Annotated in this window: 13 protein-coding genes; 3 read left to right on the forward strand and 10 right to left on the reverse strand. The window is 47.8% G+C overall.

Annotated features, from left to right (window positions below):
* Positions 1-10: 10 nt before the first annotated feature.
* The 10 genes from KQY15_RS04795 to sdhC form a co-directional block, all read right to left on the reverse strand.
* The gene (locus tag KQY15_RS04795; RefSeq protein WP_217667765.1) at positions 11-799 is read right to left on the reverse strand and encodes a hypothetical protein; all 789 of its coding nucleotides are present in this window, start codon (positions 797-799) and stop codon (positions 11-13) included.
* A gap of 176 nt (positions 800-975) precedes the next feature.
* Positions 976-3,948 carry a TonB-dependent receptor domain-containing protein gene (locus KQY15_RS04800; protein ID WP_217667767.1) on the reverse strand — a complete coding sequence of 991 codons (2,973 nt, stop codon included), beginning with the start codon at positions 3,946-3,948 and terminating at the stop codon, positions 976-978.
* Positions 3,949-4,171: 223 nt separating this feature from the next.
* Entirely contained in the window at positions 4,172-5,044 is an 873-nt protein-coding gene (sucD, locus tag KQY15_RS04805) for a succinate--CoA ligase subunit alpha (protein WP_217667768.1), read from the reverse strand.
* Positions 5,045-5,054: 10 nt separating this feature from the next.
* Positions 5,055-6,221 (reverse strand): ADP-forming succinate--CoA ligase subunit beta, encoded by a 1,167-nt coding sequence (sucC, locus tag KQY15_RS04810; RefSeq protein ID WP_217667770.1) that lies wholly within the window; start codon positions 6,219-6,221, stop codon positions 5,055-5,057.
* 147 nt (positions 6,222-6,368) lie between these two features.
* Positions 6,369-7,604, reverse strand: coding sequence for a 2-oxoglutarate dehydrogenase complex dihydrolipoyllysine-residue succinyltransferase (gene odhB, locus KQY15_RS04815; RefSeq protein WP_217667772.1), 1,236 nt, complete (start codon positions 7,602-7,604; stop codon positions 6,369-6,371).
* Between the two features lie 66 nt (positions 7,605-7,670).
* Positions 7,671-10,481, reverse strand: coding sequence for a 2-oxoglutarate dehydrogenase E1 component (locus KQY15_RS04820; RefSeq protein WP_217667774.1), 2,811 nt, complete (start codon positions 10,479-10,481; stop codon positions 7,671-7,673).
* Positions 10,482-10,584: 103 nt separating this feature from the next.
* On the reverse strand, positions 10,585-11,307 hold the full coding sequence (locus KQY15_RS04825) for a succinate dehydrogenase iron-sulfur subunit (RefSeq protein ID WP_217667776.1): 723 nt from the start codon (positions 11,305-11,307) through the stop codon (positions 10,585-10,587).
* Positions 11,308-11,321: 14 nt separating this feature from the next.
* Positions 11,322-13,094 carry a succinate dehydrogenase flavoprotein subunit gene (gene sdhA / locus KQY15_RS04830; RefSeq protein ID WP_217667778.1) on the reverse strand — a complete coding sequence of 591 codons (1,773 nt, stop codon included), beginning with the start codon at positions 13,092-13,094 and terminating at the stop codon, positions 11,322-11,324.
* Positions 13,095-13,442: a succinate dehydrogenase, hydrophobic membrane anchor protein gene (gene sdhD, locus KQY15_RS04835; RefSeq protein WP_217667780.1), complete on the reverse strand. Its 348-nt coding sequence runs from the start codon at positions 13,440-13,442 to the stop codon at positions 13,095-13,097.
* On the reverse strand, positions 13,433-13,810 hold the full coding sequence (gene sdhC, locus KQY15_RS04840; protein WP_217667782.1) for a succinate dehydrogenase, cytochrome b556 subunit: 378 nt from the start codon (positions 13,808-13,810) through the stop codon (positions 13,433-13,435). Before sdhC ends, sdhD begins: the two co-directional genes overlap by 10 nt.
* A 366-nt stretch (positions 13,811-14,176) precedes the next feature.
* Here sdhC and gltA point away from each other — a divergent pair, with 366 nt between their 5' ends.
* From gltA to KQY15_RS04855, 3 genes are all read left to right on the forward strand, one after another.
* Positions 14,177-15,460, forward strand: coding sequence for a citrate synthase (gltA, locus tag KQY15_RS04845; protein ID WP_217667784.1), 1,284 nt, complete (start codon positions 14,177-14,179; stop codon positions 15,458-15,460).
* A gap of 127 nt (positions 15,461-15,587) precedes the next feature.
* Positions 15,588-16,805 carry an aminotransferase class V-fold PLP-dependent enzyme gene (locus KQY15_RS04850; RefSeq protein ID WP_217667786.1) on the forward strand — a complete coding sequence of 406 codons (1,218 nt, stop codon included), beginning with the start codon at positions 15,588-15,590 and terminating at the stop codon, positions 16,803-16,805.
* Entirely contained in the window at positions 16,802-17,245 is a 444-nt protein-coding gene (locus KQY15_RS04855; protein ID WP_217667788.1) for a SufE family protein, read from the forward strand. The genes KQY15_RS04850 and KQY15_RS04855 overlap by 4 nt, the downstream gene beginning before the upstream one ends.
* Positions 17,246-17,249 lie beyond the last annotated feature (4 nt).

The following is a 17,249-nucleotide window of genomic DNA, read 5'->3' on the forward strand; positions in this document are numbered from 1 at the left end:
TTTTATAATTTTAATAGTAACCCAGTAACCGGCGTAAACCAGGTGCCGCATATTCTACTAGCTGCTTTTGCATATCAGGTAATACTGAAGGTAACTCTACTTTTTGCCCGGCCAGATTTTCACGATAAGTACCACTTTGCTCCTTATCAGCACCCGCTAGCACCCGCTCCCGCCAGTCTGCTGGCAATTCGGCTAAGCCCAATGGTTGCAATAAATCCAAAAAAAAGGCTTCAGCCTGCGGCGTGTCCAGTTTTTTCAGATGGCTAATCACATCTTCAAAACGAACTAGCTTACTGCCGGTGCCCAGCCAGGCCACCGCGTTATGGGTATAAATTTCATTCAGGGTTGGCGCTTTCTGATAAATACCAAAAATCATCATATTCAGCATTTGCTCTATCGATACTTTGCCGTCTTTTAAATGATCCATTGAACCCTGAAAAGTATCAGACAGAAAAAAACGGGCGCGGGCCAGCACCCAGTCGTACGGGTCACGCACTATAACCAGCTGCCTGACATGTTTCAGGGCAATGGCTGAGCTGTCTGAGAATAATAAATGGCCCCAGCTAAGCTTTGGCTGACTGGCGCTGAAGGCGGCCAGATGTTGTTGTAATATCGGGATCTGAATAAATTGCTGATCATACTGCTGCGCCACCGGCACAAACATTCTGAAGATATTTTTAAGCAGGTGCGTACCGCATTTTGGCACTGAATTCAGAAAAACCGGCTGCTTAAGCTCAGACTGCTGATAGTTAGCATTAATATCATTTAGCGTGTCAGGTTTAGCGCGGATCGTAGGCATGTGACTCTCTTTATATTGTTCTGTGGATATTTTTGATAACCAATGGAAAACTGCCAGGTTGCAAAAAACGCAACTAAGCGCTCAATGCATTACTATGGTTTTACCTCGTTTTTAGCTGCTATGTAAATAAAAATGCCGACATTAGCCGGCATTTTTTAGTATTGACTGCTGCAAATTTAGAACTCGTAAGAGACGTTCATAAATAAACGGCGGCCTAACCAGTCATACTGGCTGTAGAAAGCAGAGGTACCTAAGCGGGTAACACCACCAATGGCACTGACTTTTGGTGGCTCTTTATCAAAGGCATTGGCCACACCAAAGGTGAAATCAACACCTGCATCGCGGAAGTCTTTGGTTACCGAGAATGCGTGATAAATAATCGCATCAGAGTGTAATACCAGCTTAACTTCATCGCCACGGTATGAACCGGTGTCACGATACTCGCCCTGACCATAACGGGTGTAGTTTGACACTTCGCCGGTGTAACGGGCAGTCCAGTTAAAGGTCCAGTCTTCGTAATCCAGCGCTACCATCAGGTTGCCGACATCTTTCGGACTACCAAACTCACCGGTCCGATCGATTGAGTCACTGGTGGCGAATAGCTGCTGTGACGCTTCTAACTGCCGGGTATGCTGATAGGTAGCAGTTAACTGACCAATCGGCGTATCTGTGCTATAGCCTACCTGGAAATCAATACCGCGGTTAACCTGGGTTGCGATATTCAGATAACCACCACGTACATCGGTGATCCGTAAATCGGTCGGGTCACGGTCAAACTGAGTACATAACGGCTCGGTGCTGAATGTTTCTGAAACATAACAGTTACCAACAATCTGGCCGGCAGATAAGTTAGTTACCTCACCGGTAATCTCGATATTAAAATAATCGATTGACGCACTAACATTATGATCAGTGAACTCAGGGATCCAAACCAAACCGATGGTTTTGGCAACGGAGGTTTCAGCCTCCAACTGACCAGCACCACCACCTGTGGTAACGGTTGCAGAAATTGCACCACCACCGAAATCAGCCGGTATACCGTCAGCCGCACAGTTATCAGCGACGATTTCGCTGGTCGTACCTGCTGCTAAGCCATCACCCCAGTTGATACAAGGGTCAATAGCCCGCTGACCAACAAAGCTGGTTTGGTTATTAAGATACAGTTCAAACAAAGCTGGTGAACGGAACGACGTACCACGCGATGCCCGCAGACGGAAACCCTGACCAATTTGCCAGTTTACACCGGCTTTATAGGTGTAATCACTACCATAAGATGATACATCGGTATAACGACCAGACACATTGAAATCCAAAGACTCAACCAATGGCATATCGCGCAGGAACGGGATCTGAATTTCAGTATATACCGCCCTGGTATTGTGCTTACCTTCGGTAATACCGGCTGAGGTCTGACCCCAGGTATTGGCCCGTAAGGTTTCTACGCCTGGGGTATCTTTAATGGAATCACGCTGATAGCTGGCACCTACCACCAAGCCGATAGGACCTGCCGGTAATTCAAACAAATCACCTGTAATATAACCTTCCAGTGATTGCTGTTTATAAACGGTATTACCGGTTTGCTCGCCAAACAGGAAATCACGCACTTCACCGGTAATATTACCAGCCAGGAACTGCGGGTCTAACCAGGGCACATCAACACAAGGTACGCCACGTATCGGGGTTACTTCGCCAACGCAAGAGCCTGAAGCAAAGTTATAAGGTGAAATCGCATCTTCATAAATTAATTGAGACTGATAATCACCATCACTATGGCTATCCTGAAACGCCAAATCCCAGAACCAGTTACCAAAGTCACCATTTAAGCCCAGAACAAAACGACGGTAATCAACTGTTACCTCACCGCCTGAATGGTCGGTAATAGCAGTTGGACTTAACCACTGAGCACCGGTCCAGCCAGCACTTAACGGGTCACCGGCGAAGAAGTCCTCATTATATTTGTAACTCCAGAACTGACGGTAGCCGTTAGTCGTGGTGGTACGACGGTTTAATAACGCCTCACCGTATAACATAACACTGTCGCTTAGTTCATAATCACCTGAAGCATAAGCAGTAATCAGCTCATTTTCCGGAATTAAAGTCTCAAGGTCCTGGAATGGATGGTCAGCGTTGGTAACAGCGTCAGAAGCACGGTCATAAGCAACCGGGAACCAGCCCGGCGGAGTAACCATAAAGTCAGGATTAGATGGATCGGTTGCAAAACCCGGAATATAATTTGCTAAGTCACCATCATAATCAAACTGGGCTTTGGCACCAGCCGGTACGTTACCGCCATCACCCTGGTAGTCATACAACCAGACATGGCCCCATAATAAATCGTTACAGTGGTAACTGCCCGTACGCGGATCTATCGGGTCTGCCCGCTCACCGCTTGCCGGGTCAAAATAATAGCGCTCAGCACAATTAAAGAAGCTACGCTGGCCCTGGGCTAATTCTTGTTGCTTTTTATAATCACCTACTACCCGGAACGAACCGCGGCCAAAAGTCCGGCCATAAGTCGCATTTAACTGATAGTTTTCACCGCCGCTTTCGCTTGGTTGTGAGGTGTTAAAGTTAACTGAACTCTCATCACCTTTTTTGGTAATAATATTAATAACACCGGCAACAGCGTCAGAACCATATAATGATGATGCACCGTCTTTTAAGATTTCAATCCGGTCAATGGCTGATAACGGTAATACGTTCGGGTCAAACGATGATACCTGACCACGGGTACCAGCCGGGCCTGCCCGACGACCATTTAACAACACCAGAGTACGGTTAGCACCTAAGCCCCGTAATGAAATGCTTTCTGAACCGGTACCACCCTCAGTAACAAAAGCAGTAGAGGCTGCAGCCGTGATCTGGTTTGAACCAGCGGCCACGGTTGAGTTACGTAATAACTCACCCAGGTTACTGATACCCTGGCTGGCAGCAGCACTGGCATTTATTATTTCAATAGGCGCAGCCTGATCCAGACCATCATTACGGATACGTGAACCGACTACCTGAATGCGTTCGGTTTTCTCTTCGGCTTTTTCTGTTTCATCGTTTTGCTGCTGCGCTTGCAGACTAAACATTGATGAGGCCAGCACACAGCTGACAGCCAATGCCAGTGGTTTTTTCCTGGTTATTGGAGCAAAGTTTTTCATATGAGCTTCCTGAATGGTTTTTTATTATATTGCGCGCTGCCCGATGACAATACCACACTGTCAAAGTTCAACGACTTCGGGATCTATACTAGTGTCTGAAAAATGAATTGCAATGAAAAATGTGTGTTTACCGCGAATTTACGCTAATTGGTCGCTGGTTCAGTCCGATTAACTAAAAAACCGCCTGCTGGCGGTTTTTTTTAGTTAAGACCTTACTGGCTATTTACCAGCCGGTAACTTCTTTCAGTGCCTGGCCGATATCTGCCAGGCTTTTAACGGTTTTAACACCGGCATCTTCCAGTGCTGCAAACTTTTCAGCTGCAGTACCTTTACCACCAGAGATAATAGCGCCGGCGTGGCCCATCCGCTTACCTGCTGGTGCGGTAACACCAGCAATGTAAGACACGACTGGCTTGGTTACGTGCTCTTTGATATAAGCTGCAGCTTCTTCTTCAGCAGAACCGCCTATTTCACCGATCATAACGATGGCTTCAGTTTTCGGGTCTTCCTGGAACAGCTTCAGAATATCAATAAAGTTAGAACCCGGGATTGGATCGCCACCAATACCAACACAGGTTGACTGGCCAAAACCGTGATCAGTCGTTTGCTTAACGGCTTCGTAAGTCAATGTGCCTGAACGGGATACAATACCTACCCGGCCTGGCTTATGAATGTGACCTGGCATAATACCGATTTTACATTCACCTGGTGTAATAACGCCCGGACAGTTAGGGCCGATTAAGGTAACGCCTAATTCATCACACTTAACTTTGGCATCCAGCATGTCCAGCGTAGGAATACCTTCTGTAATACAAACAATTAACTGAATACCGCTGTTTGCCGCTTCCAGAATGGAGTCTTTACAGAAAGGTGCAGGTACGTAAATTACAGATGCAGTAGCACCGGTAGCATCAACCGCTTCCTGAACAGTGTTGAAAACTGGCAGGCCCAGGTGAGTCTGGCCGCCTTTACCCGGCGTTACACCACCAACCATTTTGGTACCGTAGGCAATAGCCTGCTCAGAGTGAAAAGTACCCTGAGCACCGGTGAAACCCTGACAAATTACTTTGGTGTCTTTATTAATTAATACGCTCATTACTTACCCCTTATGCCTTAGCCGCTGCTGCAACCACTTGCTTGGCAGCACTGGTCAGGTCTGTGTCAGCGATGATATTCAGGCCGCTTTCAGACAGCACTTTAGCACCCAATTCTGCGTTGTTACCTTGCAGGCGAACAACAACTGGTACCTTAACGCCAACTTCTTTCACTGCGCCGATTACGCCTTCAGCGATCATGTCACAACGCACGATACCACCGAAGATGTTGATGAATACGGCTTTAACAGCATCATCAGACAGGATAATTTTAAATGCTTCAACCACGCGCTCTTTGGTCGCGCCGCCGCCAACATCCAGGAAGTTAGCTGGCTTACCACCATGCAGTTTAACGATGTCCATGGTACCCATCGCCAGGCCGGCACCGTTTACCATACAACCAATATCACCACCTAAGGCAACATAGTTCAGCTCCCATGATGCAGCGTGTGCTTCACGTGGATCTTCCTGCGACGGGTCCTGCATTTCTTTTAATTCAGGGTGACGGTACAAAGCGTTGCCATCGATAACCAGTTTGGCATCTAAGCAGTGTAAGTCGCCTGCCGGGGTAATAACCAGCGGGTTTACTTCTAACAACGCCAGATCTTTTTCCTGGAACAGTTTTGCTAAACCCATAAAGATTTTAACGAACTGGTTAATTTGTTTACCTTCCAGCCCTAATTTAAAGGCAAGGTCACGGCCCTGATATGGCTGAGCACCCACTAACGGGTCGATAGCCGCTTTCAGAATTTTTTCCGGCGTTTCGTGGGCAACAGTTTCAATTTCCACGCCACCTTCAGTTGATGCCATAAATACAATACGACGCGAAGCGCGATCAACTACTGCACCTAAATACAACTCCTGCGCAATGTCAGTACAAGGTTCAACCAGGATACGGCTAACCGGCTGACCTTTTTCGTCAGTCTGGTAGGTTACCAGGTTCTTGCCTAGCCATTTTTCTGCGAAGGCTTTGATGTCTTCTTTGCTTTTCACCAGCTTCACACCGCCCGCTTTACCGCGACCACCAGCGTGAACCTGAGCTTTGACAACAAACATATCGCCGCCGATTTTATCTGCAGCTGCTACCGCTTCTTCTACAGTAGCTGCGGCGATGCCTTTAGATACAGGCAAACCATATTGGGCAAACAGTTGCTTACCCTGATACTCGTGCAAATTCATGGCTATTTTCCGTTCATTTGAATATGGAAGCTGCCCGTTATGGTGCAGCCTGATGTTTCGATCGGCGCATATTATAGTGCCAACCGGCGAAATACAAAATGCTGTTGTCGCGAAACAACAGCATTTTTGTGCACTTTTTCTGAATAATTAAATATCCAGTAAAATACGGGTTGGATCTTCCAATAATTCTTTAATGGTTACCAGGAAACCCACTGACTCTTTACCATCGATAATCCGGTGATCGTAAGACAACGCCAGATACATCATTGGCAGAATTTCCATTTTGCCATCGACTACCATTACCCGGTCCTGGATTTTGTGCATACCCAAAATAGCAGACTGTGGCGGGTTGATAATTGGCGTAGACATCAGAGAACCGAATACACCGCCATTGGTAATGGTAAAATTACCACCGGTTAAATCATCCATCGCCAGCTTGCCGTCACGACCTTTTAGTGCCAGGTCTTTAATGGCTTTTTCAATTTCAGCCAGATTCATCTTATCGCAGTCACGTAATACAGGCGTAACCAGACCACGCGGCGTCGATACGGCAATACTGACATCAAAGTAGTTGTGATAAACAATATCATCACCATCGATAGCAGCATTCACTTCAGGGAACCGTTTCAGCGCTTCGGTTACCGCTTTAACATAAAACGACATAAAGCCTAACCGGATACCGTGACGTTTCTCAAAAACGTCCTGGTATTGCTTGCGCAGGTCCATAATCGGCTTCATGTTCACTTCGTTAAACGTTGTCAGCATGGCCGTTGAATTTTTCGCTTCCAGTAACCGGTTGGCAATGGTTTTGCGCAGGCGGGTCATTGGCACGCGCTTCTGAGTGCGATCACCAGTTACCGGTGCAGGCGCAGCACTGGCTGAACCGCTCGATTTGCTGCCACTGGCAACAAATTTTTCAACATCTTCTTTGGTTACCCGGCCGTTTTTACCACTGCCTTTGATTTTGCTGGCATCTAAACCTTTTTCAGAAATCATCCGGCGCACAGATGGGCTTAACGCATCATCATTGCTGTCGTCAGATTTTGCATCAGCGCCAGCCGCAGATTTGGTCTCAGCTTTGCTGTCGGCTTTTGCGTCGGCTTTATCGTCTTTCTTTGCTGATGAGTCTTCTTTCTTATCAGCCGGTGCAGCACCGGCTTCCATTTTACCGATAACTTCTTCTGCAGTTACTGTAGCACCGGTGTCATGAATGATTTCACCCATGACACCGTCAGCCTGGGCAACCACTTCAAGTACCACTTTGTCGGTTTCAATATCAACTAATACCTGATCGCGTGTTACGGCTTCGCCTGCTTTAACGTGCCAGGTGGCAATGGTTGCATCAGCAACAGATTCTGGAAGTACGGGTACTTTAATTTCCACTTTTTCACCTTTTAGCGGTTAGTCTTATTTCGTTCGACCGGCCCGCTAAGCGGGCCGGACAAGTTATTATTTTATGGTCAGAGCGTCATTTACCAGCGCTTGCTGCTGCTTATTATGAACAGACAGATAACCTACCGCCGGCGACGACGAGGCCTCACGGCCGGCATACGTCAGATAGCCTGCTTTAGGGATAGCTGCGCGGAAATGATGCTGACTGCAGTACCAGGCGCCCTGGTTCTGTGGCTCTTCCTGACACCAGACAAAGTCAGTAACATGCTGATACTGGCTAAGCACTTCGAGCATTTCATCATGCGGGAATGGGTATAACTGCTCAACCCGGATAATCGCCACATCGGTTTGTTCGCGCTTACGCCGCTCTTCAAGCAATTCGTAATATACCTTACCACTACAGAAAACGACTCGCTTAACGTCTTCTGGCTTAATGTCATCAATCTCACCGATAACGTTAAGAAACTTGCCCGAGGCCAATTCTTCCAGCGTAGAGGTAGCCTGCGGATGACGCAGTAACGATTTGGGCGACATGACAATCAATGGCCGGCGCATCGGACGAACCATTTGCCGGCGCAGCATGTTAAACACCTGGGCCGGTGTGGTCGGGATACATACCTGCATATTGTGATCAGCACACAGTTGCAGGAATCGCTCTAATCGTGCTGACGAGTGCTCTGGTCCCTGCCCCTCGTAGCCATGTGGCAATAACAAAGTCAGGCCACATAACCGACCCCATTTCTGCTCACCCGAGCTTAAGAACTGATCAATAACAACCTGGGCACCGTTAGCAAAATCACCAAACTGCGCTTCCCAGATCACCAGGGCACGCGGTTCGGCAGTTGCATAACCATACTCAATTGCCAGTACCGCCTCTTCTGACAAGGCAGAGTCAAAAATCTGAAACGGCCCCTGTTCATCACTGATTTTATTCAATGGTGTATAGGTGCTGCCGTCTTCCTGATTATGTAATACCGCATGGCGATGGAAGAATGTACCACGGCCTGAATCCTGGCCAACAAAACGGATCCGGCTGCCTTCAGCAACCGTTACTGCATATGCCAGAATTTCTGCCATACCCCAGTCGATCTTCTTCTCACCCGCTAACATCAGCGCCCGGTCTTCATACACCCGGTTTACCTGACGTTGCAATGTAACACTGTCTGGAACATGGATTGCTTTTTCGCCCAGTGCAACCAGCTTTTCAACCGCCACACTTGCATCGTAGGTTGCGTCCCAGTCATGACCAAGAAATGGGGTCCAGTCAACTGAAGGCTCTGTCATCGGCCGCCATTCATCAACCACACAATCACCTTTATCAAGGGCATCGCGGTAGTTATTGATCAGAGCTTTGACATCATCTTCAGTACATACGCCCTCATCTACCAGTTTCTTAGCGTAGATTTCGCGCGGCGTAGGATGCTTTTTAATCTTCTGGTACATCAGCGGCTGCGTCGCGTTAGGCTCATCAGACTCATTGTGACCATTTCGACGGTAACAGAACAGGTCGATAACCACGTCACGTTTAAAGGTATTGCGATAGTCAACCGCCAGTTGGGCAACAAATACCACGGCCTCTGGATCATCACCATTGACATGGAAAATCGGTGCCTGCACCATCTTGGCAATATCAGTACAGTAAGGAGTAGAACGGGTGTCTTCCGGGTTCGATGTGGTAAAACCAACCTGATTGTTAATCACCACCCGCACTGTGCCACCAACTTTAAAGGCGCGGGTTTGCGATATATTGAAGGTTTCTGCTACCACACCCTGACCGGCAAATGCAGAGTCACCGTGAATAGTGATAGGTAATGCCAGTGAACCGTCGGTACAACCACGGCGGTCTAAGCGGGCCCGAACCGAACCAATCACCACCGGGTTAACAATTTCCAGATGCGACGGGTTAAACGCCAATGCCAGATGGACATTGCCACCTTTGGTTTCAAAATCTGATGAGAAACCCATGTGGTATTTAACATCGCCGGCACCGACAACTTCGTATTTACCGGCAAATTCGTCAAATAATGTTGATGGGTTTTTGCCCAAAACGTTAATTAAGGTATTCAGACGGCCGCGGTGCGCCATACCAATAACAGAATCTTTAGCGCCCTGCTCGCCTGCCCGATGGATCATCGCTTTAAGCATTGGGATCATGGCATCGCCGCCTTCCAGGCCGAAGCGTTTAGCCCCGGGGAATTTAGACCCTAAATACTTTTCCAGACCGTCAGCGGCAACCAGACCTTTTAAAATCTGCTTCCGGGTTTCTTTATCAAATACGGCAGTAGACTGGCTGCCTTCCAGCCGTTGCTGGATCCAACGCTTCTCATCGGTTGAGACTATATGCATGTACTCAGCGCCGATCGAACCACAGTAGGTTTTCTCCAGCGCCTTGTGCAGATCACCCAGTTTCATCGTCTCCTGACCACTGGCAAATGATCCAACATTGAACTCGGTATCGTAATCAGCTTCAGACAGATCGTGGAACGATAATTCCAGGTCGCGAACTCTGGGTTGCTTCCACAGATTTAACGGGTCAAGGTTGGCATGCTGATGACCACGGAAACGATAAGAATTAATCAGTTGCAGCACTTTAACCTGACGCGTGTCAGTGGCGCTGCCTGAGTTAACAACCACCACTTCACGGTGCTTGTTGCGGGCTAAATCGGCAAACTGCTGACGGATATCAGCATGTCGGATTTCAAGATCGACCCCATCGATTTTTGGCAGACCGGCGAAAAACTCCCGCCATTCGTCACCAACACTGGTGGGCTCTGCTAGGTAGGATTCATAGAGTTCATCCACATAGGCCATGTTACCACCGCCAAGATGTGAAGACTCTAACCACGCCTTCATTACACCTTCGTGCATTTAGTTTCCCTTAATTTCTGAGCACCTGGAAAAAGTAGCAAAAAAACCGTCATCTCGCTTGCGAAATGGCCGGTTTTCAAATATTAACCAAAATAAGGGCGCATTACAGCGCCCGGTTTAACAACATCGATTTAATCTGACCAATAGCTTTGGTCGGGTTTAACCCTTTTGGACAAACATTTACGCAGTTCATAATGCCATGGCAGCGGAACACACTAAATGCATCGTCTAAATCATTTAAACGCTGTTCGGTAGCGGTATCGCGGCTGTCAGCTAAAAAGCGGTATGCATGTAACAAACCGGCCGGACCAATAAACTTATCAGGGTTCCACCAAAACGACGGGCATGATGTCGAGCAACACGCACACAAAATACATTCGTATAAGCCATCAAGCTTAGCGCGCTCTTCAGGAGTTTGCAAAAACTCACCAGCTGGCGGCAACTTATCATCGTTAATCAGATAAGGCTTAACTTTTTCATACTGGGTGTAGAACTGGCTCATATCTACCACCAGATCGCGGACGACCGGCAAGCCCGGCAATGGCCGGACTACGATTTTACCGCCCTTACCTTTACCAAGTGCTGATAATGGCGTGATACAGGCCAAACCGTTCTTGCCGTTCATATTTAAACCGTCAGAACCACAGACCCCTTCGCGGCAGCTGCGACGAAACGATAAAGTTGGATCCTGCTCTTTCAGCTTCAGCAGCGCATCCAGCACCATCATGTCCCGGCCTTCCGGATTATCCAGCGTATATTCCTGCATCCGTGGCGCGGTATCAACATCAGGGTTGTAACGGTAAATTGAAAATTCAAGTGTAGTCATTTTAACTGCGCCTCTTAATACGTACGAGCTTTTGGCGGGAAGGCCTCCCGGAACTGTGGCTCCAGGTTAACTTTACGCTTAAACATTGACTCGGTGTCAGGCGTGTAAACACTGTGACACAACCAGTTCTCATCATCACGGTCCGGGAAATCAAAACGGGCATGCGCGCCGCGGCTTTCCGTCCGGAAATTCGCTGCCACAGCAGTTGAATATGCCGTTTCCATCAGGTTATCCAGCTCTAAACATTCTATCCGCATGGTATTGAAGTCAGAACTCTTATCGTCCAACCGGGCAAATTTCAGGCGCTCCCGGATTTCTTTCAACTCGGCCAGGCCTTCAGCCATCGCTTCACCTTCCCGGAAAACTGAGAAGTTAAGCTGCATACATTTTTGCAGGTCTTTCTTAATTTGCACCGGGTCTTCGCCCTGACCGGCTTTGCTGTTTTCCCAACGCTGGGTCCGTGCTAACGCGGCATCAAGATCAGATTGAGACGCTGCACGCGCTTCAGCAGTTGCCGCCAGAGCTTCACCCAGGTGTAAACCTGTGGCCCGGCCAAATACAACAAGATCAAGCAACGAGTTGCCACCTAAACGGTTAGCACCATGTACTGAAACACAGGCTATCTCGCCACAGGCAAATAAACCCGCCACTACTGACTCAGAACCATCCGCTTTCGGATTAATAACCTGGCCGTGCACATTGGTTGGAATACCGCCCATCATGTAATGACAAGTTGGAATGACAGGAATAGGTTCTTTTACCGGGTCAACATGAGCAAAAGTCCGGGAAAGTTCACAAATGCCGGGTAAACGGCTTTCGAGTACTTCTTCACCCAGATGATCCAGCTTTAATTTAATATGAACGCCCCAGGGGCCATCGCAACCACGACCTTCACGAATCTCGGTCATCATGGAGCGTGCTACCACATCACGGCCTGCAAGGTCTTTAGCATTTGGTGCGTAACGCTCCATAAAACGCTCGCCGTCTTTATTCAGCAAGTAGCCGCCTTCACCCCTACAGCCCTCTGTCACCAGGGTACCGGCACCGGCGATACCGGTTGGGTGGAACTGCCACATTTCCATGTCCTGTAACGGCACACCGGCACGCAGCGCCATACCCACACCGTCACCGGTATTAATGTGTGCATTTGTGGTAGAGGCATAAATACGTCCGGCACCACCGGTAGCTAACACAGTTGCTTTCGCTTTGAAATAGACCACTTCGCCGGTTTCAATATCAATTGCCGTACACCCGACAATGGCGCCGTCCTGATTTTTCACTAAATCAAGGGCATACCATTCAGAAAACACCTGGGTTTTATTTTTTACGTTTTGCTGATACAACAAATGCAACAGAGCATGGCCAGTGCGGTCAGCCGCAGCTGCAGTACGTGCTGCCTGCTCACCACCAAAATTCTTTGACTGACCACCGAAAGGCCGCTGGTACACCCGGCCATTTTCAAAACGCGAGAAAGGCAAACCCATATTCTCCAGCTCGGTGATAGCTTCAGGGCCGGTTTTACACATGTACTCGATGGCATCCTGATCGCCGATATAGTCTGACCCTTTAACGGTATCAAACATATGCCATTCCCAGTTATCTTCGTGCGAGTTACCCAGGGCTACAGTAATGCCACCTTGTGCTGATACGGTATGCGAGCGGGTAGGAAATACTTTGGATAATAATGCGCAGGTTAAACCTGACTGGGTTATCTGCAACGCAGCACGCATGCCGGCGCCGCCCGCACCAATAACAATGGCGTCAAACTCTCTTACTGGAATATTCACTTAAGCACCCCACAACACAAATAAGCCGACCGCGACATAACCAAAGGCCAGTGCGTAAAGGAAGAATTGCAAAACTGCACGTAGCCGGGCTGATTTAACGTAATCAGTCAGCACCTGCCATAAACCTATACGGGTATGAACAGCGATAGAGATCAGCGCCAGCAGGGTAAACACCTTCATGGCCATATTAGCAAACAGGCCCTGCCACACTTCAAAAGTCACCACTGGCGTGACTAAGAAGAAACCAAGAATAAACAGGGCATACAAGGTCAGTACTATGGCACTGGCGCGCAACGATACGTAATCCTGGACGCCGTCACGTTTTAAACTTGCCTGATTCAGAACCATAACCATACTCCCGCTAATACTGCTAATACTAACCATAACACCATAATGATATTGGCACTTAAGGTACCTGATTTAAGCTCTTCCCAATGTCCCATATCCATTACCAGGTGTCTAATACCGGCAAGTAAGTGATAAGTCAGCACGGTAATAGTGCCCCAGGCGATAAACTTCGCCAGATGAGATGTCATCAGGGATTGCACGTAATCAAAGCTGGCCTGGCTTTGCAATGAATATGCCCATGCCCAGATAACGAACACCAGAGCGAAAAACATTGCTACACCGGTAACACGATGCAAAATCGACGCTTTGGCAGCTGCAGGTAGAGAGATCGTTGATAAATCTAGATTTACTGGTCTTTGCTTTTTCACAGTTTCTTGCCTATCGATGCTCGTACAGAGCTTAGTTGTTGTTTTAGGTGCTGCAAAAACAGTCACCCGCCGTGGCGATATACTCGTTTTTGTTCAAGCTGGTTCAACAAAAACAATCTGGCTGGTGAACTGATTTTACGCCGGCAATAGTATATATTTCATAAGCGCTTATTACAATTTTTGTTTGGTTTTAGCCGGAAAATTCCGCATGCGAAACATTACACATTCAGGGGTAACTGACAATACTACTAGAGTCGAATACTTATTAAGCAAATACGCATTAAAATTGACTTCTGGGGGCAGTTTGCGAGTAGAATAGCGGCAATACCCTTAGAATCCGAAACTACAACAATTAGGAGAAATCCAATGGCAGATAAAAAGGCCGTCGTGCAGATTGATGGTAAGTCATTTGAGTTACCGATTTATTCTGGCACGGCTGGTACTGACGTAATTGACGTTCGTACGCTCGGGCAGCAAGGTTATTTCACATTTGACCCGGGCTTTATGTCTACAGGCTCCTGCGAATCAAAAATTACTTATATAGATGGCGATAATGGTGTTCTGTTGCACCGTGGTTACCCGATTGAACAATTGGCAGAGCAGTCAGATTATCTTGAATTGTGCTATCTGCTGCTTGAAGGCGAGTTACCTAAAAAGAAAGAATATACCGACTTTGTTACCACTATCACCCGCCATACCATGGTACATGAAAAAATTGCCTCTTTTTTCCAGGGTTTCCGGGTTGACGCACATCCGATGGCGATGTTGTGCGGCGTAGTCGGCGCGTTGTCATCGTTTTATCACTCTGATTTAGACATTAACGACCCACAGCAACGCAAACGCAGTGCCCATCGTTTAATTGCGAAACTGCCAACCATCTCTGCGATGGCTTATAAGTACACTGTTGGTCAGCCTTTTGTGTATCCCCGTAACGACTTAAGCTATTCTGAAAACTTTCTGCACATGATGTTTTCAGTGCCTGCTGAAGACTACAAAGTCAGCCCAATACTGGCCAAAGCCATGGACCGGATTTTTATGCTGCATGCTGACCATGAGCAAAATGCCTCAACCTCTACGGTACGGCTGGCTGGCTCGTCTGGCGCCAACCCATATGCCTGTATCGCGGCCGGTGTTGCTTCATTGTGGGGGCCAGCACATGGCGGCGCCAATGAAGCTTGTCTGAAAATGTTACAACAGATTGGTTCTGTTGATCGTATTCCGGAGTTTGTAGCCCGGGCAAAAGATAAAAACGACAGCTTCCGCTTAATGGGCTTTGGTCACCGGGTATACAAAAACTTTGACCCACGGGCCAAAGTTATGCGTGATACCTGTCATGAGGTTCTGAAAGAGCTGAACGTGAAAGACCCGCTGTTAGACGTTGCAATGGAACTTGAACGAATTGCGCTGGAAGATTCCTACTTTATTGAGAAAAAACTGTATCCGAATGTCGATTTCTACAGTGGTATTATCTTAAAAGCCATTGGCATTCCAACCAGTATGTTTACGGTTATTTTCGCCATGTCCCGCACGGTAGGCTGGATTTCGCACTGGGACGAAATGCTCGGTGAAAAAGGCCATAAAATCGGCCGGCCTCGCCAGCTTTACACCGGTTACGCCAGCCGTGATTTTAAAAAGCTGGACAAGCGTTAAGCTTGTCACAGCAGATAAAAGCGGCGACTTTCGCCGCTTTTTTTATACTCGAATTCCCGTGGCGGAGCTTGCTTAATCACTGGCCAGCGCTGACACTCTTTATACCTTATTATTCTTCTGAGACATTATGCACACCTTCGACCCTGTAAACTTTCGTGGCCAGTTCGAGTTCTTTTTGCAAAACCCTGGCTGGGTTTATCTGGATAATGCGGCAACAATGCATAAGCCAAGGGCTGTTGTCAGCGCGGTAAATGATTTTTATCAGCGCAGCAATAGCAATGTTCATCGGGGTGCCCATAATTTAAGCCAGCACGCCACCCGCTTGTTTGAGCAGGCCAGAGATGACATTGCCGCCTTTATTAATGCAAAGGAGCGTCAGCAAATCATCTTTTGCAGTGGCGCCACTGCAGCACTTAATCAAATTGCATATGGCCTGATGCACACCGTGCTGCAACCGGGTGATCGGGTACTGATTACCGCATTGGAGCATCATGCCAATATTGTTCCCTGGCACCTGCATTGCGTGCGCTTCGGGGTGCAACTGGATGTTGTGCCGTTAACCAATGATTATCAGGTTGACCAGACTGCTTTTGCTCAGTTACTGGAAAAGAAGCCGAAAGTGGTCAGTTTTAGCCACGTTTCCAATGTTCTGGGTCATGTCCAGCCTGTTGCTGAAATGGTACAGCTTGCCAAAAATGCCGGAGCCATAACCGTGATCGATGGTGCCCAGGGCATCGTGCATGAAAAGCTTGACGTCCAGGCGCTCGATGCAGACTTTTATGTCTGGTCATCTCATAAATTATATGGCCCGACCGGCACAGGAGTGCTGTATGGCAAAACTGCCCTGCTGGAGCAACTGACACCAATTTATGGTGGCGGCGAAATGATTAGCGAAGTTCAATTTAGTCACAGCTTATTTAACATTTTGCCGTTTCGGCTGGAAGCGGGAACACCCGATATAGCAGGGGTTATCGGCATGGCTGCCGCCGTGAACTGGCTGCAAAAATTTAACATTGATGAAATTAAAGAATATAAAGCAATGTTATTAAAACAATTTTTTTCAGGGCTTAGTCAGATCCCCGGGCTGGATATTTTGTCATCCCCTGTGCATAATGCGGGTATTGTAACGCTGAATGTACAAGGCGAGCACCCGGCAGATGTAGCAGAACTGCTTAGCCAGCAAGCTGTGGCAGTAAGGGGCGGCCAGCATTGTGCAATGCCGCTGTTCAACCAGCTAAAATTAGCTGGCGCAGTAAGATTCTCATTTGCACCCTATAATACAGAGGCAGATGTAGCAACCAGCCTGCACGCACTAACGCAGGCCGTGGAGATATTAACGGCATGACCCTAGACCAACTACTTGCAGACACCAGGCCGGCGCTCAGTCAGATTTATGCCGAAGATCTACCCGAACTGAGCCAGGCTAAAGACTGGCAGAGTAAATATCGCATTCTGATGTTGCTGGGCCGCAAATTACCGCCCATTCCGGAAAAGATGAAACAACCCTCTTTACTGGTTAAAGGCTGTGAAAGCAGGGCCTGGTTAATGCACTATTACAATCAGCATCAGGACCAGCATTTTTTTGTACTGGACAGCGAAGCCCGGATTGTGAAGGGACTGATGGCTATCATGCTTTGTCTGGTTAATGGCATGAGTAATACCGAATTAAAAAAATTCGAGCTGGAACATGCTTTTGATAAACTAAATTTAAAGCCCTACCTCAGTCAGTCACGTGGCAGTGGTTTAAATGCGATGATGGCCAGTATCAAAGACTGCTGTCGTTAAAACT

The sequence above is a fragment of the Arsukibacterium indicum genome (genome assembly GCF_019100565.1).
Classification (GTDB): Bacteria; Pseudomonadota; Gammaproteobacteria; order Enterobacterales; family Alteromonadaceae; genus Alishewanella; species Alishewanella indicum.

Excerpts from the sequence above, each read along its gene's own strand:
- KQY15_RS04795 (WP_217667765.1), bottom strand. The coding sequence starts at position 799 with ATGCCTACGATCCGCGCTAAACCTGACACGCTAAATGATATTAATGCT.
- KQY15_RS04800 (WP_217667767.1), bottom strand. The coding sequence starts at position 3,948 with ATGAAAAACTTTGCTCCAATAACCAGGAAAAAACCACTGGCATTGGCT.
- sucD (WP_217667768.1), bottom strand. The coding sequence starts at position 5,044 with ATGAGCGTATTAATTAATAAAGACACCAAAGTAATTTGTCAGGGTTTC.
- sucC (WP_217667770.1), bottom strand. The coding sequence starts at position 6,221 with ATGAATTTGCACGAGTATCAGGGTAAGCAACTGTTTGCCCAATATGGT.
- KQY15_RS04820 (WP_217667774.1), bottom strand. The coding sequence starts at position 10,481 with ATGCACGAAGGTGTAATGAAGGCGTGGTTAGAGTCTTCACATCTTGGC.
- KQY15_RS04825 (WP_217667776.1), bottom strand. The coding sequence starts at position 11,307 with ATGACTACACTTGAATTTTCAATTTACCGTTACAACCCTGATGTTGAT.
- sdhD (WP_217667780.1), bottom strand. The coding sequence starts at position 13,442 with ATGGTTCTGAATCAGGCAAGTTTAAAACGTGACGGCGTCCAGGATTAC.
- gltA (WP_217667784.1), top strand. The coding sequence starts at position 14,177 with ATGGCAGATAAAAAGGCCGTCGTGCAGATTGATGGTAAGTCATTTGAG.
- KQY15_RS04850 (WP_217667786.1), top strand. The coding sequence starts at position 15,588 with ATGCACACCTTCGACCCTGTAAACTTTCGTGGCCAGTTCGAGTTCTTT.
- KQY15_RS04855 (WP_217667788.1), top strand. The coding sequence starts at position 16,802 with ATGACCCTAGACCAACTACTTGCAGACACCAGGCCGGCGCTCAGTCAG.